This is a genomic window from Kribbella sp. VKM Ac-2569 (assembly GCF_004216905.1).
Lineage (GTDB): Bacteria > Actinomycetota > Actinomycetes > Propionibacteriales > Kribbellaceae > Kribbella.
Genome location: NZ_SGXJ01000004.1, coordinates 1 through 25,055, shown reverse-complemented (window position 1 = coordinate 25,055; position 25,055 = coordinate 1). Strand labels below are relative to the sequence as shown.

Below are 25,055 nucleotides of genomic sequence, written 5' to 3'. Positions count from 1 at the left end.
AGATCCGGAGGCGAGGAGGGCCAGACGTGTTGCTACGCCAGGTGATCGGAAGCGTTTTCCGCCGGCTGCGGCGCGAGCGGGGAATCACCCTCCGTGAGCTCGCCGAGCTGGCTCAGGTGTCGGTGCCGTACCTGTCCGAGATCGAGCGCGGTCGCAAGGAGCCGTCCTCGGAGATCCTCGCCGCGATCTGCCGGGCGCTCGATCTGGAGCTGTCCGACCTGCTCGCCGAGGTGCAGTTCGATCTGACCACCGCAGTCCGGTCGACGCTGCCGATCCGTCTGCAGACCGCCGCGATCCGCGTCGAGGACCCCGCGTCCCGCCGCATCCCGTCCGGCCCCCGCGCGTACTCCTCCATCCCCACGGCGTACACGCTCGTCGCCTAGAACCAGCCAGGAAAATCAGTCACGCCCGGCGGCCGATGTCCCTAGCCTGACCTGGTGCCGAACCATGTGAAGCGCCGCGCGCCCGCCGCACCGGGCTCGATCCCGGCTGTCCTGCAGATGTTCGAGTCCGAGGTCCGCTTCTACCGCGAGATCGCGCCCGTCGTCGGCATCCGCGTGCCGGAGTGCTACCAGGCGGAGTCCGATGCGGCCGGAACACTGCTAGTCCTGGAGGACCTCTCCGACTGGACCCCGGGCGCAGAGCCGGCCGCCGGGGCGCGGGCCCTCCGCGAACTCCACGATCGCTGGCGGGGACGAGCGTACGGCGAGTGGGCCTGGCTGAGAGCGCTCGGTGCCGGCGACGAGCTGGTGGCCGAGCTCTACGACCGCACGTGGCCGGCCTTGGCGCGGCGGTCCGATCTGTCCGCGCCGGTGCGTGCGTACGGCGAGCGCCTGGTCGGGCGAGTGCTGCAGGCCGAGGCAGACGTAGCGCGGGCCGGTGAGCTGACCTTGGCCCACGGTGACGCGTCGGCGCAGAACATGCGGACCGGACCCGACGGGCAGGTGGCGTTGCTCGACTGGGAGGACGTGTCGGCGGCACCCGGCGTGCTGGATCTCGCGTGGTTCCTGGTGTCGTCCGTTGAACCATCACGGTGGCCGGAAGCGTTGACGGCGTACGGCGAGGTCGACGGGCTCGACGTGGTGATGCCGTCGGTCATGGTGCAGGGGTATCTGAGTATGTCCGATCTGCCCGATGGTGAGGGTGGCGAGTGGAACGCTCGCCTCGAAGCTGCGGTGGTGATGCTGTGAGGTACGTCGTACGTTTCCCGGTCGACGATCCGGAGTTGTCGGCGTTGCATGCCGCAGCGTTCGAGGGTGAGCCCCACGTGAACCCGTGGGCCGAGCGGCTGGAGCGGTGGGCCCTGACCTGGGTGGGGGCCTTTAGCAACGATCGGCTGGTTGGTCGGGTTCGTGCAGGTGTGCTGGGACGGCGGCGCCCACGCGTTCGTGCTGGACACCGCCGTACATCCGGATCACGGGCGGCAGGGGATCGGCAAGCAACTCGTGCTGACCGCGGCCGAGGAGGCCCGCAAGGCTGGGTGCGAATGGTTGCATGTCGACTACGAGCCGCACCTCAAAGCCTTCTACGAAGATGCGTGCGGTTTCCGCCCGACGGACGCGGGCCTGCTCAAGCTCCGATGACGGTCAGACGTTCGGTCGAGATGCAGGACGTCAGGCAACGCTCCTTCGCGTCGCCGAGCAGGTCGGCGGTCCACGTGGTGAAGCCGCCATCGCCCAGCCCTTCGCCGCCCCGGTCGATGCCGAGCGCGGTGCCGGCGTAGTAGCTCGCGCTCTTGGTCCGCTCGGTGTCCTCGGTGAACGCGACTCCGAGCGCCGGGCGGACCGTGTCCTCGATCCGGTCGCGCAGCGCCGACTCGGTGAAGGCGGTGAACGTGAGCCCGGCCTTGTCGCCGAGTACGGCGTGCCAGAAGCTCAGGTGGTCGATCAGCAGCTCGGCCTCGGTCCGGCACGATCCGGTGTCGCGGGCGCTCGACACCAGCACGAACAGCTCGAAATGCGCGGACACCCCCGGACCGTCGAACGGCTGCGCGCGCACCACCCGCTGACAGGCGGCCAGGTGTACGCGGTCCTGCCCGGCGCGACGTCGTACGGCGGCCTCGATCGCGAGCTCGTTGGTCGGATCGCTCGCGACCTCGGTACCGCGGATCGTGCTGACCACCTGGTGCTGGTTGATCGTCGCAATCGCCGAAGACGTGCCCAGCGGCGTGACCGGAGACAGCTGCACGCCGTCGAACTTCTCCGGGAGCAGCTCCCACAAGCGCTGCTGCGTCTTCACCAGCTCCCGCGGATCGATGGTCGACGGTTGCACGAACCGGTCCTGCTGCCAGCGCTGCAGGAGCCGCGCCGGCGTCACCTTGGCCGCGCGCTCACGCGTCACGTCCAGCAGGACGGACTGCAACTCGGACTGGCTCAACTGGTCCACGAGGGCGTCCCGGCTGCCGTCCGGCAGCTTCGCCCAGAATCGTTCGCTGACGTCTCCCATCGCTCTACTCTGACCGATATTTCCCCTGATCCGCGCCCGATTTATGCCGTATCGTCGTCCCATGACACTTCCGCGCCCGCACCCCTGACCCTCTGACCGAGGGCTGTCGGTCCGCATCGTCGCTTTCGAGGCGTTGCAGGACTTCATCCCGCTCTACCCGCTGTACCAGTTGCTGTTCGCCGATCATGGGCTGTCGGCTGCCCAGATCTCGACGCTGTTCGTCATCTGGTCGGCGACCGGGTTCGTTCTCGAGGTGCCGTCCGGTGCCTGGGCGGACTCGTACTCACGGCGCAAGCTGCTGATTCTCGGCGCGCTGCTCAGCGGCCTCGGGTACGCCGCCTGGATCACGCTCCCGTCGTACGCCGGATTCGCCCTGGGCTTCGTCCTGTGGGGTACGTCGTCGGCGCTGATCTCCGGGACCTACGAGGCGTTCGTGTACGACGAACTCGCGGCACGGGATCGTACCGAGCACTACCCGACGCTCCTCGGTCGCGCGCGATCCGCGTCGTTCGTGATGAACCTGGCCGCGACCGTGCTCGCGACTCCGCTGTTCAACCTCGGCGGTTACACGTTGGCCGGCGTGGTCAGCGTGCTGAGCTGTGTCGTGCAGGCGGGCGTTGCGTGGTCGTTGCCGGAGGCGCGACCGGTCGAGGATGCCCGGGACTCGGACGAGCCGGGCGCACGAGCGGCGTTCGGCAACTATCTCCACATGCTGCGGTCCGGCGTGACGGAGGTGCTGACGAGTCGGCTGGTCCGGCGGTCCGTTGCGTTGATCGCGTTGCTCGGCGGCTTCCTCGCGTTCGACGAGTACTTCCCGTTGCTCGCCCGGGAGACCGGTGCGGCGACGAGCATGATCCCGTTGCTGATCGCGGGAACTGTGGCGGCGCAGGCGATCGGCAGTGCGCTCGCGGGACCGGCGTACAAGTTGCCTGCAGCAATCTTCGCCGCAGCGCTCGGGGCGACCGCGGTGCTGATCGCGACCGGATCGCTGAGCCGGTCGGCCTGGGGGTTCCTGCCGATCGCGCTCGGCTACGGCCTCATGCAGCTGGTGATCGTGGTGTCCGAATCACGGCTGCAGGACGCGATCACCGGCCCGGCGCGGGCGACCGTGACGTCGGTGTCCGGCCTGTTCGCCGAGGTCTCCGCGATCGCGGTGTACGGCGGGTTCGCGCTCGGATCGGTGTGGTTCACGATGTCGATCCTCGTGGCGGCGTTGACGATCCCGGTGCTGCTGACGGCGTTCGTCGTACCGTTCGCGCTGCCGTCCCCGCGTAGTTCGGTGAGCGCCGAAGCGTCCGATACCTAGCCTCACATCATGAGCAGCGAAGGCGTTCTACAGGTATGAGGAAACAGGGTGTGCTCGCCGGCGGCGCGGCCGCGGTGACGGTCGTGTTGTGGGCGTCGGCGTTCGTCGCGATCCGCCACGTCGGCCAGGAGATGTCGGCCGGTGCGCTGTCGCTCGGGCGGCTCCTGGTCGGCAGCGTCCTGCTGGGGATCTTCGTGTTCACTCGGCCGCGGCGTTGGCCGGCACGTGAAGACTGGAAGCTCCTGCTGGTGTGCGGGTTGCTTTGGTTCGGGGCGTACAACCTCGCGTTGAACGCGGCGGAGCGGCACCTGGACGCGGGGACGACGGCGATGCTCGTGAACATCGGGCCGCTGCTGATCGCGTTGCTGGCTGGGGTCTTGCTGAAGGAGGGCTTCCCGCGGCAGTTGGTTGTCGGGAGTGCTGTTGCGTTCGGTGGGGTGGTGTTGATCGGGCTGTCATCTGCGGATGGTGATGCCGAGGCGTGGGGTGTTGTGCTCTGCCTGGCCGCCGCGGCGGCGTACGCGATCGGGGTCGTGTCGCAGAAGCCGCTTCTCGCGCGACTGCCCGCGCTGGAGGTGACCTGGTTGTCGTGCGTGATCGGCGCCGTTGCATGCCTGCCGTTCGGGCCCGCGCTGGTCCGGGAGGTGCGGCCTTCGATCTGGTGGGTGGTGTTCCTCGGCGCATTCCCGACGGCGATCGCCTTTACCACTTGGGCTTATGCGCTGGCTCGGACGACAGCGGGACGGATGGGCGCCACGACGTACCTCGTCCCGCCGATCACGATCTTCCTCGGCTGGCTGCTGCTCGGCGAGAGCCCTGAACCGCTCGCGTACGCCGGTGGTCTGCTGTGCCTGGTCGGTGTCGCGGTCTCGCGTTACCGGCGGCGGACCGTTGCCGCGATACCCGCGGTCAAGGTCGACAGCCCGGACTCGAAGCCGCTGTCGAAGTCGTAGGCGAGGCCGTCCGCGCCGAGGTCGTTGACGATCCGAGTCAGGGTCGGCGCCTTGTGTGCGGGCAGCGCGCGGACCCGGGTGAGCAGGTCGGGGGCGAGCTCGAACGTCTCCGCGCGCACCGACGCCTCGCCGAGGCTGAAGCCGTGGATGAAGTCGATCAGGGTGTTCGCGGCCTCGAAGATCTCGCGCGGTGCGAGGCCGGCCCGGTCGAGGGCCCGGTAGAACGGCTCCATCGTGACCACGACGACGTCCGACACCGCGGCCGTGTCCGACAGCACCTGCAGCGCGAGATTCGGGTGCTGGCGGAGACCGTCGCGGTAGGCGCGGGCGGCCTGCTTGAGCTGCTCGTCCCACGGGACGGAGTCGCCCGGGTCGGGAAGTTCCAGGCCGGCGAACACGAGCTCCGCGAGTCCGGCGAGGACAGCCGCCTTGTTCGGCAGGTGGTGGTACAGCGACATCGGGTTGACCTTCAGCGTGGCGGCCAGCCGTCGCATGGTCAGCGCGTCGATGCCCTCGTCATCGACGATCCCGAGCGCGGCGGTCAGGATCGCGTCCCGGCTCAGCCGCTCCTCCCCGGCGCGGGGTCGCCCGGAGCGCTTGCCGCCATTAACCATACGACGTATGGTACATAATCGTACAACGTATGGATAAGGAGGGCGGCATGCAGCCGTTGGCGGGGAAGGTGGCCCTGGTCGCCGGTGCGACCCGGGCAGCCGGACGAGGAATCGCGGTCGAGCTCGGCGCGGCCGGCGCGACCGTGTACGTGACCGGACGCAGCACGCGTAACCGGCGGTCCGAGATGAATCGGCCGGAGACGATCGAGGAGACCGCGGAGTTGGTCGACAAGGCCGGCGGCCACGGCATCGCCGTACCTGTTGATCATCTGGATCCGGAACAGGTCCGTGCGCTGGTCGAGCGGATCGAGCGCGAGCAGGGCGCGCTGCACATCCTGGTGAACGACATCTGGGGTCAGCACAGTGAGCCCGAGTGGGACAAGACGGTGTGGGAGAGCGATCTCGAGAGCGGTCTCCGGCTCCTGCAGTTGGGCGTGAACACGCACGTGATCACCAGCCACTACGCGTTGCCGTTGCTGATCAAGTCACCCGGTGGGCTGGTGATCGAGATGACCGACGGCACGAACGAGTTCAACGCCGACAACTACCGCGTCTCGTTCTTCTACGACGTCGCGAAGGGCGCGGTCGGGCGGATCGCGTTCGCGTTGGCGCACGAGCTGGACAAGTACGACGCGACCGCCGTACTGCTCACGCCCGGGTGGTTGCGGTCCGAGGCGATGCTCGAAGGGTTCGGTGTCCGCGAGGAGAACTGGCGGGACGCGACCGAGCGGATCCCGCACTTCGCGATCTCCGAGAGCCCGTCGTACGTCGGCCGCGCGGTGGCGGCTCTCGCGGCGGACCCCGACGTACGACGCTGGAACGGCAAATCCACCTCGAGCGGCGAACTGGCCAAGGTCTACGACTTCACCGACCTCGACGGCTCCCGCCCCGACGCCTGGCGCTACATCGTCGAGGTCGAACACGCCGGCAAGCCCGCCAACACCACCGGCTACCGCTAAAGCCGGTACGGCGCACACACCACGTCCCCGCCCGACTCAACCACTACGGGCGAAGCGTCGGCCGACAGCGGGGCGTGTGGGTGTGCGGCTGCGATGGGGATGCCTGTTGCGGCTGCCAGCGCGAGGAGGTCGCGGCGTGAGGTGATGGCGACGGCGGGGTCGCGCTCATAGACGTACGTCAGCTCCGGCCACCGCGCCTGCGCCGGATGCACCAGGACATCACCACCGAGGATCGCCCGCTCGGTCACCACCGACTGATGCCCAGGCGTATGCCCCGGCGTAGGCACCAACCGCATCCCGCGCAGCGCGATCTCCCCGTCGACCACCCGCAGCTGCCCGGCATCCTCGATCGGCCGAATCCGATTCGAGTACGTCGTCCCACCCCGGACATGCTCCAGCTCATCCCGCTGTACGACGTGCTCCGCCCGAGGAAACCCCGGCCGCACCCCGTCGGACACCCACCCCACATGATCCAGATGCACATGCGTCAACACGACCGCATCCACATCCGCCGCCTCCACCCCCACCTGCCCCATCAGCCGAGGCAACCGCCCCGCAACCCCCAACCACTCAGCACCCTCCCCACCAGCCGGCCCAATCCCCGCATCCACCAACACCACACCCGCGTCAGACACCACCAAATAGCTATGAAAATGCAGCAGCCACCCATCCCCCCGAACATTCCCCGGCATCACCCGCCCCGTCCACGCCGCCTCCTCCACGCCCCACCCAGGCAACGCATCGGAAACCCCCTCCGGAAACACAGCCACCGCATCACACAACACCGTCACATCCACGGCCAACGCCCCCATCCAATCGCCGACCGAGTCTGGCTGCCGGCGCAGGTCGGTGTAGCAAGGCATGTGAATTCCCCTGGAACGACGACCAGCCCGTGCCCGGAGGGCAGAGGGGCTGGCCTTGCTACCCAAAGCCTATCGGGATGTGCGGGATACCGCCCAGAGCCACGGGGTTATCCCCTCGAATGCCGGGTTCTCTACGGATATAGGAGGGGAGAACCCCCAACGCCAGGGGTTAACCGCTGCCGCGAGATCGCCCACCTGTGAGTTTCAGGCGAGGAGCATCCAGGTGGCGAGGGTGGTCATGAGGAGGGCTATGGATGAGTCGAGGAATTGCCAGGCTCGGGGGCGGGCGAAGAGGGTGGCTAGTTTGCGGGAGAAGAAGCCTAGGGAGAAGAACCAGATGAAGCTGGCGGTGACGGCTCCTAGGCCGTACAGCCAGCGGCCGTCGGTGCCTCGTTGGTTTGCCAGCGAGCCCAGGAGTACGACGGTGTCGAGGTAGACGTGTGGGTTGAGGTAGGTAAAGCCCAGGCAGGCGAGTACGACGCTGCGCAGGGCGGCCGGGGCGTGGTCGGCGGCTGTGATCGAGCCGGGATTGAAGGCGCGTTTCGCGGCGAGGAACGCGTACGTGTAGAGGAAGGCGGCGCCACCGAACTTGGCGATGTCGAGGGCCAACTGGCTGCGGGTGAGGAGTGCGCCGAGGCCGAGGATGCCGCTGGCGATCAGGAGTGCGTCGGACAGTGCGCAGGTCAGGACCACCGGGAGGACGTGCTCGCGCCGCAGACCTTGGCGGAGGACGAAGACGTTCTGGGCGCCGATCGCCACGATCAGCGACAGTGCCGTGGCGAAACCGGCGAGGAGGGGCATGTCTTCGACGGTAAGCAGGCGCACGGCTTCAATCCAGCTAAAGATTCTGATGCACCATTAGGATTGCTTCATCATGCAGTTCGACTCCGTGCAGCTCGAGACGTTCGTGGCCGTGCTCGACGAAGGCAGCTTCGACGCCGCGGCCCGGCGACTGCGCGTGACCCCGTCCGCGGTCAGCCAACGGATCAAGGCGTTGGAGAGCCGACTCGGTCAGGTCGTGGTGATGCGCGGCAAGCCGGCGCGAGCGACCGCGGCGGGTGCCGCCTTGCTCCGGCTCGCCCGCCAGGTCTCGCTGCTCGAATTGGAGGCGATTGCCGCCGTCCGCGGAACGGTCGACGCGCAGCGGATCCCGATCGCGGTGAACGCGGACTCGCTCAACAACTGGTTCCTGCCCGCGATGCTCGACCTGTCCCGGACCCACCACGCCCGGTTCCTGGTGCACCAGGAGGACGAGGAACACTCGGCGGAGTACCTCCGCAACGGCACGGTTCTGGCGGCGGTGACCGCGGACCCGCGACCGGTCCAGGGCTGCCGCGTCGTACGCCTCGGAAAGATGCGGTACCTGCCGCTGGCCACCCCGGAGTACGCCGAACGCTGGCTCGCCGGGAAGCCACTGCCCGAGGCGCTCGCCGAGGCTCCGATGGTGGTGTTCAACGAGAAGGACGTACTGCAGCACCGGCTGGTCCGCAAGGTCACCCGGCGGAAGCTCGATCCGCCGTTGCATGCGATCCCGGCATCCGCGCCGTTCCATGAAGCGGTCCGGATCGGGCTCGGCTGGGGGATGATCGAGGATCAGGTGGCCGGGCCCGAGCTGGCCGCCGGCCGCCTGGTGGAAGTTGCTCCAGGCAAGTACATCGACGTACCGCTGTACTGGCAGCACTGGAAGCTCGAGTCCGATGTCCTCGACGCGCTCACGGCCGCGGTGCTTCGTGCAGCCGAGGCCGGCCTTCGTCCGTCGTGAGCTCGGGTCAGTCCCAGCGCATAGCCATCGGATTGTCCGGCGGGATCACCCCCTCCGACATCAGTACGGCGCTCAGCGGACGAACGAGATCGTGCAACTCGGCACTCAGCTCGTCGCCCAGTGCTCGCCAGCCCTGATCCGCCAACGAGTCCGTGGTGTCCTCCACCTGCTGCCGCAACGCGCGCCCGCTCTCGGTGAGCCTTCCATCGGCGTCCAGCAGGCCACGACTTCGCAGGTCTTCTGAGGCGGCCGACCATTCCTCATCGCTCCACCGCCGGTTGAGCTGGAAGACCTCCTTCGACGGTCCACCCGCCGTGGAGAGCGTCACCAGCGCCTGGCACGGGCTGAGGCCGGCAGCGACGAGCGCCGCGACATGCCCGTCACCCCGTGATTCCCGCAGAATCGTGGTCGTCTGCCAGAGCACCAGGTGGGGCTCGTCCGGCCACTCCAGCGCAGCGTTCGCCGCCGCGATCGGCCGTCCCGCGACTGGTGCGAGCTCCGCCGCACGCCGCCCCAGCTCGGCCGCCCGAGCGAAGGCTGCCCGCTCGAAATCAGAGTCCGGGAACAGCCGACGTACGGCGTTGTCCACAGCCGTCAAACGCGCCTCGAGGAGCTGGGCCGGAGTGGCGTAGCTCCACGCGTCCGGGAGTGATCGCGCGACCATCGCCGGGTGGAAGTTGTAGAACATCGCGGCCACGATCTCCGGGCCGACCGAGCCGAGAGGCGCCGCGCGGCAGCCGAAGTAGCTCATCCACCCGCCCTTCAGCCCGAGCGCGTCGGTCGCCTTCCGCGTCTCGGGGGAGAAGTACGTGATCGCGTGGTACGGCTCGAGGGCCTTCCACATCCGGCGGGCCCTACTCATGGCAGCGGGCGGTACATCACGTGCAGGCCGACGTACCCGAGCGTTGGGTGGTCGAAGGCTCCCGGGACGGTGCCGGCGATGCGGAAGCCGAGGGACTGCCAGAGACGTACGGCGGGTTCGTTGGTCTCGACGACCGCGTTGAACTGGATCGAGCGGAACCCGGAACGGCCGGCCCACGCGATCATGTCCTCGCAGAGCAGCCGGCCGACGCCCTGGCCGCGGGCCTTCCCGTCGACCATGAAGCTCGCGCTGGCCACGTGCGCGCCGGGCCCTGGACGGTTCGGGTACATGTTCGCGCTGCCGAGAACGGTGCCGTCGGCATCGACCGCGACGGTGGTCCGCGCCAGCGGCGAGCTGGACGGCGACATCCAGAGCCCGCGCGCCTGCTCCTCGGTGAGCGCCGGGTCGTACGTGTACGTCTCGCGGGCGGTGACGATCTCGTGGAAGAACGGCCAGATGGCCGGCCAGTCGTCAGCGGTCGCGTCCCTGATTTCAACAGTCATCTTGCGAGAAGCATCACCCACGGTTCGCCGGTTGCCAAGGGGGATTCCCGATAGGCTGTTTGAGGATGACAAACTCCGTGATCCAAGGGCTGCCGCGCTGGACGTTGGCCGTGCCGCCGCTCGCCTTCGTCGTCCTGCTCGGGACCTGGCATCGCAACCTGGGCGCGGTCCTGCTGATCCTGGTCTGTCTCGGTCTCGGTGCCGCGGTCATCGCCGCCGTGCACCACGCGGAGGTCGTCGCGCACCGTGTCGGCGAACCGTTCGGCACGCTGATCCTCGCGCTCGCAGTCACGATCATCGAGGTCGCGCTGATCGTCACGCTGATGGCGTCGGGCGGCGACAAGGCCGCGTCGCTGGCCCGGGACACCGTGTTCGCCGCGGTGATGATCACCTGCAACGGGATCCTCGGGCTGGCGTTGGTTGTCGGCTCGCTGCGGCATCGCGTGCAGGAGTTCCGGGTGCAGGCGTCGTACTCCGCGCTCTCGGTGACGACCGCGCTGGTCACGCTGAGCTTGGTGCTGCCGACATTCACGACGAGCGCGGAGGGGCCGCAGTTCAGCTCGGCGCAGCTGGCGTTCGCGGGGGTGACGTCGCTGGTGATGTACGGCGTGTTCGTGTTCATCCAGACGATCCGGCACCGGGACTACTTCCTGCCGGTCGCTCCGGACGGTGACGTCGACGAGGACGAGGACCACCACGCGGCCGCGCCGAGCGGGAAGACCGCGCTGCTGAGTCTCGGGCTGCTGTTCGTCTGCCTGATCGCGGTGGTCGGACTCGCGAAGACCGTGTCGCCGAAGCTCGAGTCCGCGGTGGAGTCGGCCGGGGCCCCGCTGGCGGTCGTCGGTGTCGTGATCGCGCTGCTCGTGTTGCTGCCGGAGACGGTTGCCGCAGTACGCGCGGCACTGCGGAACCGTCTCCAGACCAGCGTCAACCTGGCGCTCGGCTCAGCGCTCGCCAGCATCGGTCTGACCATCCCCGCGATCGCGATCGCCTCCATCTGGCTGGACGGACCGCTCATCCTCGGGCTCGGTGGCAAGGAGCTGGTGCTGTTCGCGCTGACGGTCGTGACCGGCATGTTCACCCTCTCGACCGGCCGGGCGACGTTGCTGCAGGGCGCCGTTCACCTCGCGGTGTTCAGTGCGTTCCTGTTCCTTGCGGTAAGCCCTTGAGGTAGTCGATCACCGCTTGCTGGTGATTGTGCTCGGCCCAGCCCAGAGCGTTCCCGTTGTAGTTGGGGTCGCGTACTCCCGGGTCGGCGCCCAGTTCGATCAGCTTCCTCACCGTCTCCAGATGACCGTTGAGCGCGGCGCGGTGGATCGGCGCCGCACCGCCCGAGACCCGGCTCAGGTCGTATCCGAGCCGCTGCAACGGTTCCATCGCCACCGCCCGGCCGACCTCGGCGGCGCGAACGGGAAGGTGCGGGGTGCGGGCGACCGCGCGTGCGGCCAGGTCGGCGTCGACGTCCGGTGTCTCACCGCGCATCGCCGCGGCGTACACCTCATGGATCTCGTCCAGCGGCGCGGCGCCTCGGGCCCGGAGCAGTTCCGCGATCTCGGTGTGCCCTTGTACGGCGGCCAATTCGTAAGGGCGATGGCCGCCGAACACCGGGTGCCTGGTCCCGACGCCCTCCGGATCGATGCCTTGGGCAAGTACCAGTTCGGCTCTGTGCAGCAGGCCGGCCCAGGACGCGAAGACCAGTTCGTCCTCGAGCAGTTGCTGCGGGGTCGGGTGCGCGGTCGTCATCCGTTCGTGCCACGGGCCGCCGTCGCCGCGACCCAATCCGTACTCCAGCAGGAGTTCCAGGTGCACGTCGTCGTACGGCGGGGGACAGCCGGGACCGCAGTTGTACATGGTCTGGCTGTCGTTCGGATCGGCACCGGCGTCGAGGAGGAGTCGTGCCAGCTCGACGCGGTGTGAGTGCGGTGGCTGATCGCCTTCGCCGCGGCCGAAGACGCCGGTGAGCGCGGTGAACGGTGACGGCAGGCCCTGCCAGAGGTAGCCGGCGTTCGGATCGGCGCCGTTTTCGATCAGTAGGCGGGCGATCTCGATCTGATTCGGTGCGTCGAGGCGGTTGTACGTGAGGTAGAGGAGCGGTTCCCAGCGGTACGGTCCGCCTTCGGTGCTCGCCTGCGCGAGATTCGCCCGTACGCCGTTCAGGTCGCCGGCCACGACCTGGGTGTAGATGTTGCTCTGGGCAATCTCCGGGTATCGATTCAGAAGCTCGCGCGCGGACTGTTGCCGGGCCGGATCGTCCTGCCCGTAGTGCAAGGTCGCGAGGCGGAGGAACTCGTCGGCGCGTTGCTCGGGAGTGTCGAGCGGGCCACCGACGGATTGCCGGTGGGGTGAGCGGCTGTAGCGGTCCACTAGCTCGAGATGCCGCACGATCCGCGGCCAGCTGGGGAATCCGTAGCTGCGCGCGATCACCAGCTGCGCGTCCGCCAGCGTCTGCACGGGATGGAACTCGGCGGCCAGTGCGAGCGCTGCGCTCTCACCGGCGCGGACGCCTTTGAGCAGGGTCTTTGCCTGACCGCGCAGGTGGTCAAGGTGCGGGTCGTTCGGAAGATTTCGGGTCGGCATCGCCGACCTCCTCTCTACGAGCCTGCTGTCCGCATCGTCAGGCGAGAAAGGAGGTGAACTGGTGCCACACCACAGCGATCGTCCAGGTGGGCTGAGCCCTTCCCGCGGACCGGTGGCACCCTGAAGCGCCTTCCGGCAGCCTAGCTCAGCGCGGCTTCTCCATCCACCACTCGGTGAACTCGTACGCGCGATCCTTCTCCAGCCGGATCACCCAGAGGTTGCTGAACTCGCCCGGCGGATTGGTCAGGTACGTCGTCCAGCCGCGGACGAACGCGACGCCGTCCCCGAACCCGAGCACCTCGTACTCGAACGTCGTCTCGCCGGGCGCGTCGGCGATCTCGAGCCAGACCGCCACGATCGCGTCCCGGCCGGTCACGGGGTCCTCGTCGGGCCGCCGGTACCAGGTGGCGTCCTCGGTCCAGAGCGCGGCGACATCCTTGGGATCGTTGCTCTCCCACGCCTTCCGGTACCTGTCGACCCAGCGATCGAGATCCTTCTCCTTCACGAGATCCGCCGGTGGTTGAGAACGACCGCGGACGGAGTCGCGAGTACGCCGGGATGCGCGCGCGGATCCACGTCGTACGTGACGAGGTTGCCGGCGCCGCTCAGCCCGAGAAAGTCCTGCGCGCCGGTCGAGGCCGCGGTGATCGCCTGCTCGACGGTCAGCCCGTGTCGGACGAGCTGGTCGATCTCGGCGGCGACGGTGCCGACCACGTCGGATCCGGTCAGCACACGGACGCCGTACCGCTCGGCGAGCGGGAGGATCGACGCGAGGTACGCCGACCGTTCTTCGCGCCGGGCCTTGCGCTCCGGGGTCTCGTCGGGGCTCGGCGTGACGGAGGCGCAGAGCGTCGGCGTCCACGCGCCGCCCCGGGCGCCGAGCGCCTGCAGGTCCTGCTCGGTGAGCGCCGTACCGTGCTCGACCGAGTCGATGCCGACCCGGATCAGCTCGCTGACGTGGTCGGTGTTGACGTGCGCGGCGACGCGGACGTTGCGGGAGTGGGCCAGCTCGACCATCGCCTCGACCACCTCGATGTCGTACGACGGGCTGACCTTGCTGCCGCGGATCGGGCCGTCCGGGCCGACCTCCGGGAAGTCGCCGACCAGTTTCAGCCAGGTCGCGCCGTCGGCGATCTCGGCCTCGACCGCGGTCAGCAGGTCCTCCGGGTCGACCGGCTCGTACGCGTCCGGGAAGTACCGGCCGTTCGGGGCGAGGAACCGGCCGGCAGCGAGGACGAGCGGGCGATCCGGGTCCGCGGTCCGGGCGAGTTCGAGGGTGACCTCGCGGTTCCCGCCGACGTCTCGAACCGCGCTCACCCCGGCGTCGGCCAGCTCCCCGAGTCGCTCGGCGGCGAAGTCCGCGCCGCGCAGGACGGGCCCGTTCGGGCCGGCCGCCAGCGTCAGGTGACAGTGCGAGTCGACCAGACCCGGTACGGCGTACCGCCCGGGCAACTGCTCGCCGGACGGGTCCTGACCGAACGTCAGGCGTGCGGTGTCGCCGGAGGGAAGAACGGTTCCTTCGAAGACCCAGGTCGTCATGGTCGCCATTCTGACCCAGGCGAGATCCAGATCACGTGACATCTGACTTGAACATGTTCAAAAGAGCGGCGTACGGTCAGAACCGGAAGAGTTGAACGTGTTCAAGAGTGGGGATAGAGATGGACATGACAGTCACGACGTACCTGGTCTACCTGCTGATCGCGGTGCCGCTGACGATCTGGGTGGCGCGGACTCTGAGCCGGAACGGGCGGATCTTCCTGGTCGACGTGTTCCACGGCAACGCCGAGTTCGCCGACGCGGTGAACCGGTTGCTGGTGGTCGGGTTCTACCTGATCAACCTCGGGTTCGTGACGCTGTTCCTGCGCAGCGAGAGCCCGGTGGAGGACGCGAGCGGGGTGTTCGAGCAGCTCAGCGTGAAGCTCGGGATCGTGATGCTGGTGCTCGGGGTGGTGCACCTGACGAACGTGTGGATCTTCAACAAGATCCGGACCCGGAGCCGGCTCGACAGCATGACCCGTCCGCCGGTGCCGCCGAACGACAACATCCAGCCGGTCACGATGACCGAGCAGGCCGCCCGGTACGGATATTGACGGCCGCCCGGCCGTGCGTGAGTTGACGGTTCTGTACGACGCCCACTGCGGAATGTGCCGCCGCTTCAAGGACTGGCTGGCGGCACAGCACCCGGCGCCGGACGGGTACGGCGGGGTGGTGCGTCTGCGGTTCGTCGCGGCGGGGTCGACGGATGCGCGGACGCTCTACCCCGCGCTGGATCATGACGCGACGCTGCGGGACGTGACCGTGATCGCCGACGACGGGTCCGTGTACATCGGCGATCGCGCCTGGATCGTGTGTCTGTGGGCCACGGGGGAGCACCGGCACACCGCCGTACGACTGGCCAGCCCGGCGATGCGGCCGGTGGCGCGGGCGATCGTTCAGGCGGCGGCGGGGCTGCGGCGGTTGAGTGGAGGTGATTACGCTGACGGGTGTGACGGACAGTGCGACCGCGAAGGGTGAGCAGACGCGTGAGCTGATCCTGTCGACCGCGTTGCGGTTGTTCCGGGAGCAGGGGTACGGGAAGACCACGATGCGCGCGATCGCCAACGAGGCGGGCGTGTCGGTGGGGAACGCGTACTACTACTACGGTTCCAAGGACCACCTCATGCAGGCGTACTACGACCTGCTGCAGGACCAGCACCGCGAGGCGGTCGAGCCGATTCTCGCGACCGAGAAGGCGTTCGTGCCGCGCTTGGCCGGCGTACTGCGGACCTGGCTGGACGTGTCCGCGCCGTACCACGAGTTCGCCGGCACGCTCTTCAAGACGGCGGCCGATCCGCGCAGCCCGTTGTCGCCGTTCAGCGAGGAATCCCGGCCGGCGAGGGACGCGAGTGTGGAGATCTTCCGGCGGGTCATCGACGGCTCCGACCTGAAGTTGGCCGCCGATCTCAAGGCCGAACTCCCCGAACTGCTCTGGCTGCTCCAGATGGGCGTGGTCCTGTTCTGGGTCCACGACCAGTCCGAGGACGTCCGCCGAAGCCGTGCCCTGATCGACCGCGCCGTCCCGCTCGTGGATCGCCTGCTCCGCCTGACCCGCATCCCCGGCGTCCGAGGCGTCACCAATGACATCGTCGGCCTGATCAACTCGATCAAGCCGTAGGACCTACTCGCCGGTGGCGCCGTCCAGGCGTTGGCGGAGGAGGTCGGCGTGGCCGTTGTGGCGGGCGTACTCCTCGATCATGTGGATGTAGAGGTAGCGCACGGAGTGCAGCGGTTCCTGGCCGGGGCGGTAGAACGTGTCGTCCAGCGAGTAGTTCGCGGCCAGCGCGTCCGAGGTCTTGATGATCTGGCGGAAGTCCTCGAGGTCCTCCGCGACGACCGCCGGATCGACGTGGTCGAAGTCACCGTCGGGGAACTCGGCACTCCAGTACTTCGGGGGCGAGTCGTGGCCGGCCAGGGCGCGATGGAACCAGTACTTCTCGACCTCGCTCAGGTGCCGCACGAGTCCGATCAACGACATACTGGCCGGCTCCACGGCGCGCTGGACGAGCTGCTCGTCCGTGAGCCCGGAGAGTTTCCACAGCAGCGTTCCGCGGTGGTAGTCGAGGAATCCCTGCAGCAGTACCCGCTCGTCGGCGACCGTCGGTGGGTCGACCCGAAACTGTTCCGTCACGAGCAGAACCTACCTGTGTGACGAGCGTCCCGTAAGAAACGGCCCCGCAGTGCCGTAAACTGATTCCGACGGCCCGCCCAGTTCTGCCTCGGGCCGGTGAGCGCAACTACTGTGCGCCAGCAGTCGACCACCACGCGCCGCGGCCCTACCGGCCGCGCCGGGCAGGACGACCCCCGAACTTTTGGAGTACCACTATGGCGGCACGCCGCCTCACGTCTACAACCACGCCCAACCAATCCACCTCCCAGTCCCGCAAGCCTGCCGGCGACAAGCCGGCCAGTGACGCGCGGGCCGGGCAGTCACGGCCGCGGCGCCGGCGCCGTTCCGGTGCCGGACGCAACCAGCAGTCCGCCGGCGCCGAGCAGCAGCTCGAAGTTGCCATCAGCAACGATGACGAGGTGACCGAAACGGTTGCCCCCGACAACCGCAGCTTCGCGGAGCTCGGCGTACCCGATCGGCTGGTGGCCACGCTGGCCGCTGCCGGGGTGTCGACGCCGTTCCCGATCCAGGCGGCCACGTTGCCGGATTCGCTGGCCGGTAAGGATGTCCTCGGCCGCGGACGGACCGGATCGGGCAAGACCTACGCGTTCGTCCTGCCGGTTCTCGCGCGGCTCGCGGCCAGCACCACCAAGCGCCGGCCCAACCATCCGCGCGCGCTGATCCTTGCTCCGACCCGCGAGCTCGCGACGCAGATCCAGGCCTCGATCGAGCCGCTCGCCGACACGTTCGGACTGCGCTCGATGACGATCTTCGGCGGTGTCGGTCACGGCCCGCAGATCACCGGCCTGCGCAAGGGCGCCGACATCGTCGTCGCCTGCCCGGGACGGCTCGAGGACCACGTCCAGGCCGGTCACGCCAAGCTCGGCGCGGTCGAGATCACCGTGCTCGACGAGGCCGATCACATGGCTGACCTCGGGTTCCTGCCCGCCGTACGCCGGATTCTCGAAGCAACGCCTGCCACGGCCCAGCGGCTGCTGTTCTCCGCTACGTTGGACGCCGGCGTCGACGTTCTCGTACGGCGCTTCATGACCGACCCGGTCACGCACAGCGTCGACTCGGCTCGCTCGCCGGTCTCGCAGATGACGCACCACGTCCTGCACGTCCAGCCCGACACCCGCCTCCCGGTCCTCGTCGACCTGACCGCCGCCCCGGGTCGCTCGCTGGTGTTCACCAGGACGAAGTACGGCGCCAAGTCGCTCACGAAGAAGCTGATCGCCCAAGGCGTCCCCGCGGTCGAGTTGCACGGCAACCTGTCCCAGGGCGCCCGTACGCGGAACCTGGAGGCATTCTCCGACGGTTCGGCGAAGACGCTGGTCGCCACTGACATCGCGGCCCGTGGCATCCACGTCGACAATGTGACGCTGGTGATCCACGCCGACCCGCCGATCGAGCACAAGGCGTACCTGCACCGCTCGGGCCGCACCGCCCGCGCCGGCGCCGAGGGCACTGTCGTCACGCTGATGACCGACGAGCAGGTCCGGGACGTCCGCGACCTGACCCGCAAGGCCGGCATCGCGCCGAAGGTCACCAAGCTCGGCGCCGACCATCCGCTCCTCGGAGAACTGGCCCCGGGCGAACGAACCTTCGTCGCGCCGACGGCCCGGCCGGTCCAGTCGGAACGCGTCGCGGGCACGGGCGGCAGCGGATCGGGCCGCGGCAATCGCCGTCGGCGCGCTTCAGGCCCCGCTCAGCAGGCGACTGGCAAGCGGTCAGGCCAAGCGGGTTCTGGCCAAACGGGTTCTGGCCAGGCGACTCGTGCGGCCGGTGGCTCGCGGAGCTCCGGTCGCTCCAAGGCCCGCGCCGGCTCGGGCGGCCCGAAGAGCTACTCCACGAGCACTCCGGGATCGGCGGCTCGTCCCGCCGGAGCCGCCGCGTTCTCCGCAGGCTCGCGCGCCGGCAGCTCCCGCCGAGGTCGCTGATCCACTGAAAGGCCCAGTCATCCCGACTGGGCCTTTCCCTTGCTGTTGGAAGCCGGCCGGGCGACAGTCGGAGACATGGTCAGGCTCGCGGCTGGGGTGGTCGCAACTGGTGGGTTGGCGCTGCTGGCCGTGCGGGCAGACCTGGCATCGCAGGTCGACGGGTGGCGGATGGCGGTCGACGTCGCTGTCGGTGTCGCCTTCATCCTTGCCGGGGCCTTGCCGACCGGGCCGGCTCGTCAGCGAGTGATGGTCGCCGCCGTAGGTGGTGCTTGGCTGCTCGGATCTGTGTTCGTGCAGGCCCTTCCGCTGCATCAGGCGGTGCTTGCGGTGGCGTTGGTGATGTTTCCCACCGGCGTGATCCGCGGCCGATTCGCCTGGCTGGCCGCCGCACTTGCGGGAGTGGTTGCTCTCGGCCTCGTCCCGCAACCGGTGGTGGCTCTGCTCTTCGTTCTGGTCGCCGTCGGCGCAGCGATGCGTCCGCCGAGCGCTCGCTGGTATCCGGTGACGGCAGCCGGGGCGGTGGCGGTGACACTTGGCGTCAGTTGGTCGATCGCCCGAAGCCGGGAGTCGTTCGATCCGGCGCTAGCCCTCCTTGACTACCAGGTCGTCCTCGGACTCGTCGCTGTGACCTTTCCGGTCGCGTACTGGTCGGCGCTACGAGTACGGCGACGGCTCGCCGACGCGGTCTTGGTCAGTCGACCGTTGGCCGGTCTCGACGGCTTCGCCTCCGTACTCGGCGAGGCGCTCGGCGATCCGAGCCTCAGAGTCCACCGCTGGCAGGACTTCGCTGGTGGGCAGGCAGACCGGCAGTTGCTCATGGTGAGTGAGGCAGACGTACCGGTGGCTGTCGTCGCGCATCGGTCGACGGCACTCGAGGATCCGCTGACTGCCCGGGCGGTCGAGACCGCCGTGCGGCTGGCGGTAACCAACATCCGGCTGCAGGACGAACAGCTCTCGCGACTGAGCGAGCTGGAGGCGGCGCGTGCGCGCGTCGTCGCAGCCGCAGACCGTCAGCGGGAGGAGGTGGCCGAAGAGCTGGGGCAGAACGTGGCGGCCCTCTTGAGGGACGCCCAGGCTCAACTGGCCGACGTACATGTCGGGACCGCGACTGCATTGGACATTGTGGAAGCAGAACTCGCAACCGCGATCGCGGAGATCGGCGACCTGGTGGCAGGCATTCCACCCGCGACGCTAGGAGAGGGGAGGCTGCGCGATGCCCTCGAAATCCTCGCGGCGCGAGCTCCGGCCGAGGTGGTGATCAGCTACGGCGGCGACTCTGCCGGTGACGCCGACGCCGAGACCGCGTTGTTCTACGTCTGTTCAGAGGCATTGGCCAACGCGGCCAAGCACGCCGACGCCGGCGTGGTCAAGATCGACGTACGCCGGTACGGCGATCTGCTGCGGGCCAGCATCACCGACGACGGGCGCGGTGGAGCCGACGCGTCCGGGTCGGGGCTGACCGGCCTGTCCGACCGACTGGCTGTACTCGACGGCCGGCTCCGGGTGGAGAGTCCACCCGGAGCCGGTACGACGGTGACTGCCACTGTCCCCTGCCGACGCCGTCTGTCCTAGCCGATCTTCTCCCACGGCTCGAGGATCATCTCCGCCCCCTTCGGGGCGGACGACTCGCTGAGAACGAGAGTGTTGCCGTCGACCGCCCAGGTGAACCGGGCCGGGTGGTCCTTTCCCTCGGGCACGAGCCAGACCTGGTGACCGGTGCCGCGGAGATCTCCTGCGCCGAGCACGCCGTCGGTGATGGTGCCACCGCAGTCATCGCTCGGATCGCCGATGGGCCGGCAGCGGACCTCGAACGTTCCGTTCCGCACAGTCAGGGTCCAGGTCCCCGAGTTTCCGTCGCTGTTGTCCAGACCTGCTGCGTGCACGTCCTCGAGGGTGATTTCCACCCGGTAGACACCGTTCGGCAGCGCGGAGACCTCTTGAGGGATCTTGGTGGCAGGAGCTTCCTTACCCGTCTGCCGACAGGCTTCTGGCACGTTCGGGACATCAGCCACGGGATTGGCCGTCGCGATGGCCTGGATGTCCTTCAGCATCGGCCCGCTGTTCGGGTCGGCCGCAAGCCGGTCGAGTACAGGCTGCAGTTTCCTGCGCAGGCCGGCGACCTCACCTGGTGCGGCGCTGATGAAACGGATGCCGTCGCTACACATCTCGCCGGCGATGGTCGACTCCTCGTAGGTCGCCTCGACAGACGCCTTCGTCGCTCGCTCCGCCGCATCCCGGATCCAGCTTCGCTGCTGCTCGGTCAGGGCCTCGAACCGTTGCCGGCTGAAGCTCAGGACGAAGACCTTCGGCCAGAGCACGACATTGGCGGTGACCTGGAAGGCGAGAACGGCGTCGTACCTGGCGTACTGCGGAACGTCGAACTCGGCGCCGCGAAGACGACCGGCCCGGACCTCGCCGCCCCACTCGATCCCGAAGTTCACCGGCGTACCGCCCAGCGCCCGGATGGCATCTTCCTGTACGGGCGAGTTGTAGGTCCGGAACCGCGTGCCCGTCCAGTCAGCCGGTCCGAGCAGCGGTTTCTTCGCAGCGAACGGCCGGCGAAGCGGTCCGACGGTCAGTCCGAGGCCGACGACTCCGGTGCTGTCCAAGCTGGCGAGCAGGGACTTGGCGACCGGCGCTGTCACCAGCTGCTTCTCCGCGGTGTAGCTGGTGATGGTCATCGGCGCCTCGACGGCCTTCAGGCTGGTGATCCCGGCTCCCGCGAAGGCCCGCGTCGACGGCCAGCCACCGTCGATCTCGCCGGCCGCGATCGCCTTCACGATGGCGGATTCAGCCGTTGCGTCGCCTTCGCCGTAGTTCTTCTTGATCTCGACCTTCAGCTTTCCGCCGGACACCGTGCGGAGGTTGTCGACGAAGGCCTGCGGGCCGAACGACTGACCGTTGTCGTTCACGTCGTCGATGGTGGCCAGCGTCAGTACGGCGCTGTCCCCACCGGCCTTGTCGACTGCCTTCGCACCACTACAGCCGAGCGGTGCCATCAGCATGATGCCGACGAGGCCGTAGCTGAGACCGCGTCTGCGCAGTACGTTCATGGTTTCTCCCCCTACGTCCAGAAGGTTGGACGTTGAGTAACGTCCAGTACTCCGGACGCTACGAGTGGCGCTGTCTTCTGCCGACCGTGTTGGCACGCGGATCGAATGTGGCTACCACTGCACCCAACTGTGACTTCACAAGCGCACAATGGGAAGCGTGACCATGGTGGCGGGGGCAGGTCCGGTGGTAGCGGTGCGCAGTGCAGGTCTGGCTGTGTCCGCGACGGTGCTGTCGGCCGCGGTCGTGGTGCTCTGCGTGCTGCCGTTCGCGTTCGCCAACCCGAACGCAGCCACGGTGCAGCGGCTGCCGGCCTGGTATGTGCTGGTCGTCGCCGTGGCTGCCGCGGTCTCCGTCGCCGGGGCCTGGGCCGCACGCTCGCACAGCGGCCGTGCCTCAGCAGCGCTCGCGCTGGCCGGCGTTGCGGCGATCCTGCCGCTGTGGGCCTCGCAGGAGTGGCTGCCGGACTCGTTGCGCGGCGCTACTCTCGCAACGAGACCGCTGGCCGTGGCCGCGATCGCCGCGACGGCTCTACTCTGGCCGGCCCGAGGAGAGCCACGAGCGGACCGGCTCCTGATCGTCATCGCCGGGATCGCTGTCGTTGCGGCCGGCGTACACGTGCTGGCTTATGACCCGTTCGCCGATCCGGGCTGCGCCCAGACCTGTGCCAACCTCTCGCCACTCCTCGGCGAACTGGTCGGGACCCGCTCCACGATGGCGATCACCACGGCGGCGATCGTCAGCATTGCCGTGATCGGTGGAGTCGCGGTCGCCGCGACTCTCAGGTCCCGTTCGTATCGGTTGGTGAGCGGCGCGGCGCTGGCTGCTCTGATGGCGCTCGTAGGGCTGGCCGTCGTACGGTGGCTGACCTTCGAGAACATCACGCCGTCAGCCGTCAGACTCCCGCTGGAGCCGTTGGCCGTCGCCGCTGTCGGAGCAGCCGTGTGCCTGCTGCACCTGCGTGTTCTGCGGACCCGCGCGGCCGTCGACAGGGTGGTGTCCGGCCTGTCGGCAGAGTCCGTACGGCGCGGAGCCGTCGTCGATGTCCAGTTCGCTGTGCCCGGTGAGGAGCGGTGGCTCGACCCGGCCGGTGCCGCCGTCGTGGACCCGCCTGAACCGGACCGAACCGTGGTTCTGACCGACGGTGCGGAGCCGACCGTTCGGCTCGTCGTCGCGCGCGCCGTGGACCCGGCGGAGGTCCTCGCGGGTCTGTCCCCGGCCACCCGGTTGGCGCTTCACAACGCACAGATGTCGACGGTCGCTCGAGCGCGACTGGCAGAGGTACGCGCGTCACAACGCCGGGTCGTCGCCGCATCGGACGGCGAACGCCGGCGGATCGAGCGCGACCTGCACGACGGCGCGCAGCAACGGCTGGTCGGCGTAGGTCTCCAGTTGCGCATTGCCCGCGCCGACGCCGACCAGGAGACGCGGATCGCGATCGAGAAGGTGGAGAACAAGGTCGGCGACGCTCTCAGCCAGTTGCGTCGGCTGGCGCACGGAGTGTTTCCGAGCGTGCTCGCCGACGAGGGTCTCGAGCAGGCTCTGGTCGAGCTCGTGGCGGCATCCGACGTACCGGCGGAGCTCACGATGCAGGTCACTGACCCGCTCACAACTGAGGTGGCGATGGCTGCTTATGCGACCGTCGCTGCCGCAGTCGGTAGCGTCGTACAACCTTCTGTTGCCACACGTTGCCGGATCGCGGTCCGCCAGGTCGCGGAGTCGCTGATCGTCAGGGTGGAGACGGAGTCCGCGACCATCCGAACGCCGGATCTCACGGCGGTCGGCGATCGGGTCGGTGCGGTCGGGGGAGAGGTCACCTGGTCTGATCCCGAGCCCGGCGGCTACGTCGTGACGGCGGTGATCCCGTGCGAGTCGTGATCGCGGACGACGTCATGCTGATCCGTTCGGGCCTCGCGCGGCTGCTCGGTGACGCCGGCATCGACGTCATCGGTGAGGCCGCTGACGCCGACGAACTGCTCCGCCTGGTCGCACTCGGTACGCCGGATGCCGCGATCGTGGACATCCGGATGCCGCCGACGCACACCGACGAAGGGTTGGTGGCGGCTCGACAGATCCGCGAGCGCTACCCGGACACTGCGGTGGTCGTGCTGAGCCAGTACGTCGAGAGCCGGTACGCATCCCGGCTTCTCGCGGATCAACCCGGCGGTGTCGGCTATCTGCTCAAGGAGCGCGTGTCCGATATCGCCGTACTCGTGGATGCACTCCGGCGGGTCGCCGACGGCGAATGCGTCCTCGACCCGACGATCGTGTCGCGGCTGATGCGGCGAAGGCGCCCGGACTCGCCCCTGACCCAGCTCACGAGTCGGGAGCGAGACATCCTGGCGCTGATGGCGGAGGGACGGTCCAACTCGGCCATCGCCGGTGAGCTCCACATCAGCGAGCGCACCGTCGAGGCAACCTGCGCACACCTCTTCCGCAAGCTCCAGCTGGAACCCTCGGCCGACGTGAACCGCCGGGTCCTCGCCGTACTGACCGCCCTCCGCGGTTGAGCAGACGGTACCTTTGCTGGTGCCGTGACCTGACAGAGAGGTTCTGATGCGGATCCGTACGGTCCTGAACGACCTCGTGCCGGAAGCGCTCGGCGTGACCGACTCACACGACCACCTGTTCTTCCGCTCTGCTGTGCTGCCTGGGCAGGAGCTGGACGACGAGGCGGCAGCGGTTGCCGAGGTACGGGCGTTTGCGGACGCGGGCGGTCAGGCGATCGTGCAATGGACTCCGCACGGGCTGAACCGGCAAGCCAGTCTCCTGCCCGGAATCTCAACCAGCACAGGCGTTTCGATCGTCGCCGCGACCGGCCTGCACCGGCGCGAACACTACCAGGACGGGTACGTCGACAAGGTGCAGGACCATCTGGCCGAGATCTTCGTCCGCGAGCTGACGACCGGTATCGGTGACACCCCGGTCCGCGCCGGGCTGATCAAGGTGGCCGGTGGGTTCCACGTCCTCGACGGACACGCCGAGCTCGTAATGCGGGCAGCGGCCGAGGCTCATCACGCGACCAACGCGCCGATCGCCATCCATCACGAGCTTGGTTCCGCCGCGGACGCCGTACTCGATCTCCTCGTCGACGAACTCGACGTACATCCAGCTGCCGTGATTCTCGGGCACCTCAACCGGTTTCCCGATCACCGTGTGCATCTCGAGTTGGCGCGGCGGGGTGCGTGGTTGGCGTTCGACGGGCCGTCGCGGGCCAACAATGCGACCGATCCACGGCTGACCGATTGCCTCGCGGCGCTGATCGATGCGGGGTACGCGGAACGCCTGCTGCTCGGCGGCGACACCACGACGGCCCGCGCCCGGGCCGCGACCGGAGAGGGTCCGGGGATGCCGTACCTGCTGACGCACCTCAGGCCGCGGATCACGCGGCACTTCGGTGCGGACATCGCCGACGCGGTGTTCCGGAGCAACCCAGCGCGCGCCTTCGCCACGGATTGGCGGGCGTAGCGGTACGTTCCCCTCAGTGTCAGGGTGATGCTGCCGCTCACGCGGTGGTTGGATCCTGAGCACCCGCTGTCTGGCTCTTACGTTCGGTGTCGCCTTCGGGCTGACG

At 68.6% G+C, this 25,055-nt stretch carries 27 protein-coding genes; 16 read left to right on the top strand and 11 right to left on the bottom strand.

The window, feature by feature from the left end:
- Positions 1 to 26: 26 nt before the first annotated feature.
- From EV649_RS26480 to EV649_RS41750, 3 genes are all read left to right on the top strand, one after another.
- Complete coding sequence (locus EV649_RS26480; protein WP_130386334.1) at positions 27 to 383, top strand: helix-turn-helix transcriptional regulator; 357 nt, start codon at positions 27 to 29, stop codon at positions 381 to 383.
- Positions 384 to 437: 54 nt separating this feature from the next.
- Complete coding sequence (locus tag EV649_RS26475) at positions 438 to 1,190, top strand: phosphotransferase (protein WP_130386333.1); 753 nt, start codon at positions 438 to 440, stop codon at positions 1,188 to 1,190.
- Between the two features lie 150 nt (positions 1,191 to 1,340).
- Positions 1,341 to 1,583, top strand: coding sequence for a GNAT family N-acetyltransferase (locus EV649_RS41750; protein WP_130386332.1), 243 nt, complete (start codon positions 1,341 to 1,343; stop codon positions 1,581 to 1,583).
- Here the strand turns inward: EV649_RS41750 and EV649_RS26465 are convergent.
- Positions 1,570 to 2,445: a hypothetical protein gene (locus EV649_RS26465; RefSeq protein ID WP_241998697.1), complete on the bottom strand. Its 876-nt coding sequence runs from the start codon at positions 2,443 to 2,445 to the stop codon at positions 1,570 to 1,572. The two genes, EV649_RS41750 and EV649_RS26465, sit on opposite strands and share 14 nt — an antisense overlap.
- A 133-nt stretch (positions 2,446 to 2,578) precedes the next feature.
- Between EV649_RS26465 and EV649_RS26460 the strand changes: the two genes are divergently transcribed.
- Both EV649_RS26460 and EV649_RS26455 read left to right on the top strand, forming a co-directional pair.
- Complete coding sequence (locus tag EV649_RS26460) at positions 2,579 to 3,751, top strand: MFS transporter (protein ID WP_241998695.1); 1,173 nt, start codon at positions 2,579 to 2,581, stop codon at positions 3,749 to 3,751.
- A 35-nt stretch (positions 3,752 to 3,786) separates the two neighbouring features.
- Positions 3,787 to 4,704 carry a DMT family transporter gene (locus EV649_RS26455; RefSeq protein WP_130386330.1) on the top strand — a complete coding sequence of 306 codons (918 nt, stop codon included), beginning with the start codon at positions 3,787 to 3,789 and terminating at the stop codon, positions 4,702 to 4,704.
- Here EV649_RS26455 and EV649_RS26450 read toward each other — a convergent pair.
- Positions 4,626 to 5,318, bottom strand: a complete 693-nt coding sequence (locus tag EV649_RS26450) for a TetR/AcrR family transcriptional regulator C-terminal domain-containing protein (protein ID WP_130386329.1) — start codon at positions 5,316 to 5,318, stop codon at positions 4,626 to 4,628. The two genes, EV649_RS26455 and EV649_RS26450, sit on opposite strands and share 79 nt — an antisense overlap.
- A 47-nt stretch (positions 5,319 to 5,365) precedes the next feature.
- Here EV649_RS26450 and EV649_RS26445 point away from each other — a divergent pair, with 47 nt between their 5' ends.
- The gene (locus tag EV649_RS26445; protein ID WP_130386328.1) at positions 5,366 to 6,277 is read left to right on the top strand and encodes an SDR family oxidoreductase; all 912 of its coding nucleotides are present in this window, start codon (positions 5,366 to 5,368) and stop codon (positions 6,275 to 6,277) included.
- On the opposite strand, the gene EV649_RS26440 is transcribed toward EV649_RS26445, so the two are convergent.
- Both EV649_RS26440 and EV649_RS26435 read right to left on the bottom strand, forming a co-directional pair.
- Positions 6,274 to 6,969, bottom strand: coding sequence for an MBL fold metallo-hydrolase (locus tag EV649_RS26440; protein ID WP_241998862.1), 696 nt, complete (start codon positions 6,967 to 6,969; stop codon positions 6,274 to 6,276). The two genes, EV649_RS26445 and EV649_RS26440, sit on opposite strands and share 4 nt — an antisense overlap.
- Positions 6,970 to 7,344: 375 nt before the next feature.
- Complete coding sequence (locus EV649_RS26435) at positions 7,345 to 7,941, bottom strand: LysE/ArgO family amino acid transporter (RefSeq protein WP_130386327.1); 597 nt, start codon at positions 7,939 to 7,941, stop codon at positions 7,345 to 7,347.
- Positions 7,942 to 8,014: 73 nt separating this feature from the next.
- Between EV649_RS26435 and EV649_RS26430 the strand changes: the two genes are divergently transcribed.
- The gene (locus EV649_RS26430; protein ID WP_130386326.1) at positions 8,015 to 8,902 is read left to right on the top strand and encodes a LysR family transcriptional regulator ArgP; all 888 of its coding nucleotides are present in this window, start codon (positions 8,015 to 8,017) and stop codon (positions 8,900 to 8,902) included.
- Positions 8,903 to 8,909: 7 nt separating this feature from the next.
- Here EV649_RS26430 and EV649_RS26425 read toward each other — a convergent pair whose 3' ends face one another.
- Positions 8,910 to 9,764 carry a hypothetical protein gene (locus tag EV649_RS26425; RefSeq protein WP_130386325.1) on the bottom strand — a complete coding sequence of 285 codons (855 nt, stop codon included), beginning with the start codon at positions 9,762 to 9,764 and terminating at the stop codon, positions 8,910 to 8,912.
- On the bottom strand, positions 9,761 to 10,267 hold the full coding sequence (locus EV649_RS26420) for a GNAT family N-acetyltransferase (protein WP_130386324.1): 507 nt from the start codon (positions 10,265 to 10,267) through the stop codon (positions 9,761 to 9,763). Before EV649_RS26420 ends, EV649_RS26425 begins: the two co-directional genes overlap by 4 nt.
- A gap of 65 nt (positions 10,268 to 10,332) precedes the next feature.
- On the opposite strand from EV649_RS26420, the gene EV649_RS26415 reads away from it, so the two are divergent.
- The gene (locus EV649_RS26415; RefSeq protein WP_130386323.1) at positions 10,333 to 11,436 is read left to right on the top strand and encodes a calcium:proton antiporter; all 1,104 of its coding nucleotides are present in this window, start codon (positions 10,333 to 10,335) and stop codon (positions 11,434 to 11,436) included.
- Here the strand turns inward: EV649_RS26415 and EV649_RS26410 are convergent.
- The 3 genes from EV649_RS26410 to EV649_RS26400 all read right to left on the bottom strand — a co-directional run bounded on the left by EV649_RS26410 (position 11,402) and on the right by EV649_RS26400 (position 14,383).
- Complete coding sequence (locus tag EV649_RS26410; protein ID WP_130386322.1) at positions 11,402 to 12,844, bottom strand: ankyrin repeat domain-containing protein; 1,443 nt, start codon at positions 12,842 to 12,844, stop codon at positions 11,402 to 11,404. The two genes, EV649_RS26415 and EV649_RS26410, sit on opposite strands and share 35 nt — an antisense overlap.
- Before the next feature lie 145 nt (positions 12,845 to 12,989).
- Positions 12,990 to 13,349 carry a nuclear transport factor 2 family protein gene (locus EV649_RS26405; RefSeq protein ID WP_130386321.1) on the bottom strand — a complete coding sequence of 120 codons (360 nt, stop codon included), beginning with the start codon at positions 13,347 to 13,349 and terminating at the stop codon, positions 12,990 to 12,992.
- On the bottom strand, positions 13,346 to 14,383 hold the full coding sequence (locus EV649_RS26400) for an amidohydrolase family protein (RefSeq protein ID WP_130386320.1): 1,038 nt from the start codon (positions 14,381 to 14,383) through the stop codon (positions 13,346 to 13,348). Before EV649_RS26400 ends, EV649_RS26405 begins: the two co-directional genes overlap by 4 nt.
- Before the next feature lie 119 nt (positions 14,384 to 14,502).
- Here EV649_RS26400 and EV649_RS26395 point away from each other — a divergent pair, with 119 nt between their 5' ends.
- From EV649_RS26395 to EV649_RS26385, 3 genes are read left to right on the top strand one after another with little or no spacing between them, the layout of a single operon-like run.
- Complete coding sequence (locus tag EV649_RS26395; RefSeq protein ID WP_130386319.1) at positions 14,503 to 14,934, top strand: hypothetical protein; 432 nt, start codon at positions 14,503 to 14,505, stop codon at positions 14,932 to 14,934.
- Positions 14,935 to 14,947: 13 nt separating this feature from the next.
- Positions 14,948 to 15,358, top strand: coding sequence for a DCC1-like thiol-disulfide oxidoreductase family protein (locus EV649_RS26390; protein ID WP_130386318.1), 411 nt, complete (start codon positions 14,948 to 14,950; stop codon positions 15,356 to 15,358).
- Positions 15,330 to 15,998 carry a TetR family transcriptional regulator gene (locus EV649_RS26385; protein WP_130386317.1) on the top strand — a complete coding sequence of 223 codons (669 nt, stop codon included), beginning with the start codon at positions 15,330 to 15,332 and terminating at the stop codon, positions 15,996 to 15,998. The genes EV649_RS26390 and EV649_RS26385 overlap by 29 nt, the downstream gene beginning before the upstream one ends.
- Before the next feature lie 3 nt (positions 15,999 to 16,001).
- Here the strand turns inward: EV649_RS26385 and EV649_RS26380 are convergent, their stop codons facing one another.
- Positions 16,002 to 16,511, bottom strand: coding sequence for a DinB family protein (locus tag EV649_RS26380; RefSeq protein WP_241998694.1), 510 nt, complete (start codon positions 16,509 to 16,511; stop codon positions 16,002 to 16,004).
- A 194-nt stretch (positions 16,512 to 16,705) separates the two neighbouring features.
- Between EV649_RS26380 and EV649_RS26375 the strand changes: the two genes are divergently transcribed.
- Together EV649_RS26375 and EV649_RS26370 are read left to right on the top strand one after the other, a co-directional pair.
- Entirely contained in the window at positions 16,706 to 18,430 is a 1,725-nt protein-coding gene (locus EV649_RS26375) for a DEAD/DEAH box helicase (protein WP_241998692.1), read from the top strand.
- A 75-nt stretch (positions 18,431 to 18,505) separates the two neighbouring features.
- Positions 18,506 to 20,002 carry an ATP-binding protein gene (locus EV649_RS26370; RefSeq protein ID WP_130386315.1) on the top strand — a complete coding sequence of 499 codons (1,497 nt, stop codon included), beginning with the start codon at positions 18,506 to 18,508 and terminating at the stop codon, positions 20,000 to 20,002.
- Here EV649_RS26370 and EV649_RS26365 read toward each other — a convergent pair.
- Positions 19,999 to 21,483, bottom strand: coding sequence for a hypothetical protein (locus EV649_RS26365; protein WP_130386314.1), 1,485 nt, complete (start codon positions 21,481 to 21,483; stop codon positions 19,999 to 20,001). The genes EV649_RS26370 and EV649_RS26365 overlap by 4 nt on opposite strands.
- A gap of 163 nt (positions 21,484 to 21,646) precedes the next feature.
- Here EV649_RS26365 and EV649_RS26360 point away from each other — a divergent pair, with 163 nt between their 5' ends.
- From EV649_RS26360 to EV649_RS26350, 3 genes are read left to right on the top strand one after another with little or no spacing between them, the layout of a single operon-like run.
- Positions 21,647 to 23,359: a histidine kinase gene (locus EV649_RS26360; RefSeq protein WP_241998860.1), complete on the top strand. Its 1,713-nt coding sequence runs from the start codon at positions 21,647 to 21,649 to the stop codon at positions 23,357 to 23,359.
- Positions 23,347 to 23,991: a response regulator transcription factor gene (locus EV649_RS26355; RefSeq protein WP_130386312.1), complete on the top strand. Its 645-nt coding sequence runs from the start codon at positions 23,347 to 23,349 to the stop codon at positions 23,989 to 23,991. Before EV649_RS26360 ends, EV649_RS26355 begins: the two co-directional genes overlap by 13 nt.
- A gap of 46 nt (positions 23,992 to 24,037) precedes the next feature.
- A complete protein-coding gene (locus EV649_RS26350) occupies positions 24,038 to 24,949 on the top strand; it encodes a phosphotriesterase (protein WP_130386311.1) in 912 nt (303 codons plus the stop codon).
- Positions 24,950 to 25,055: the final 106 nt, after the last annotated feature.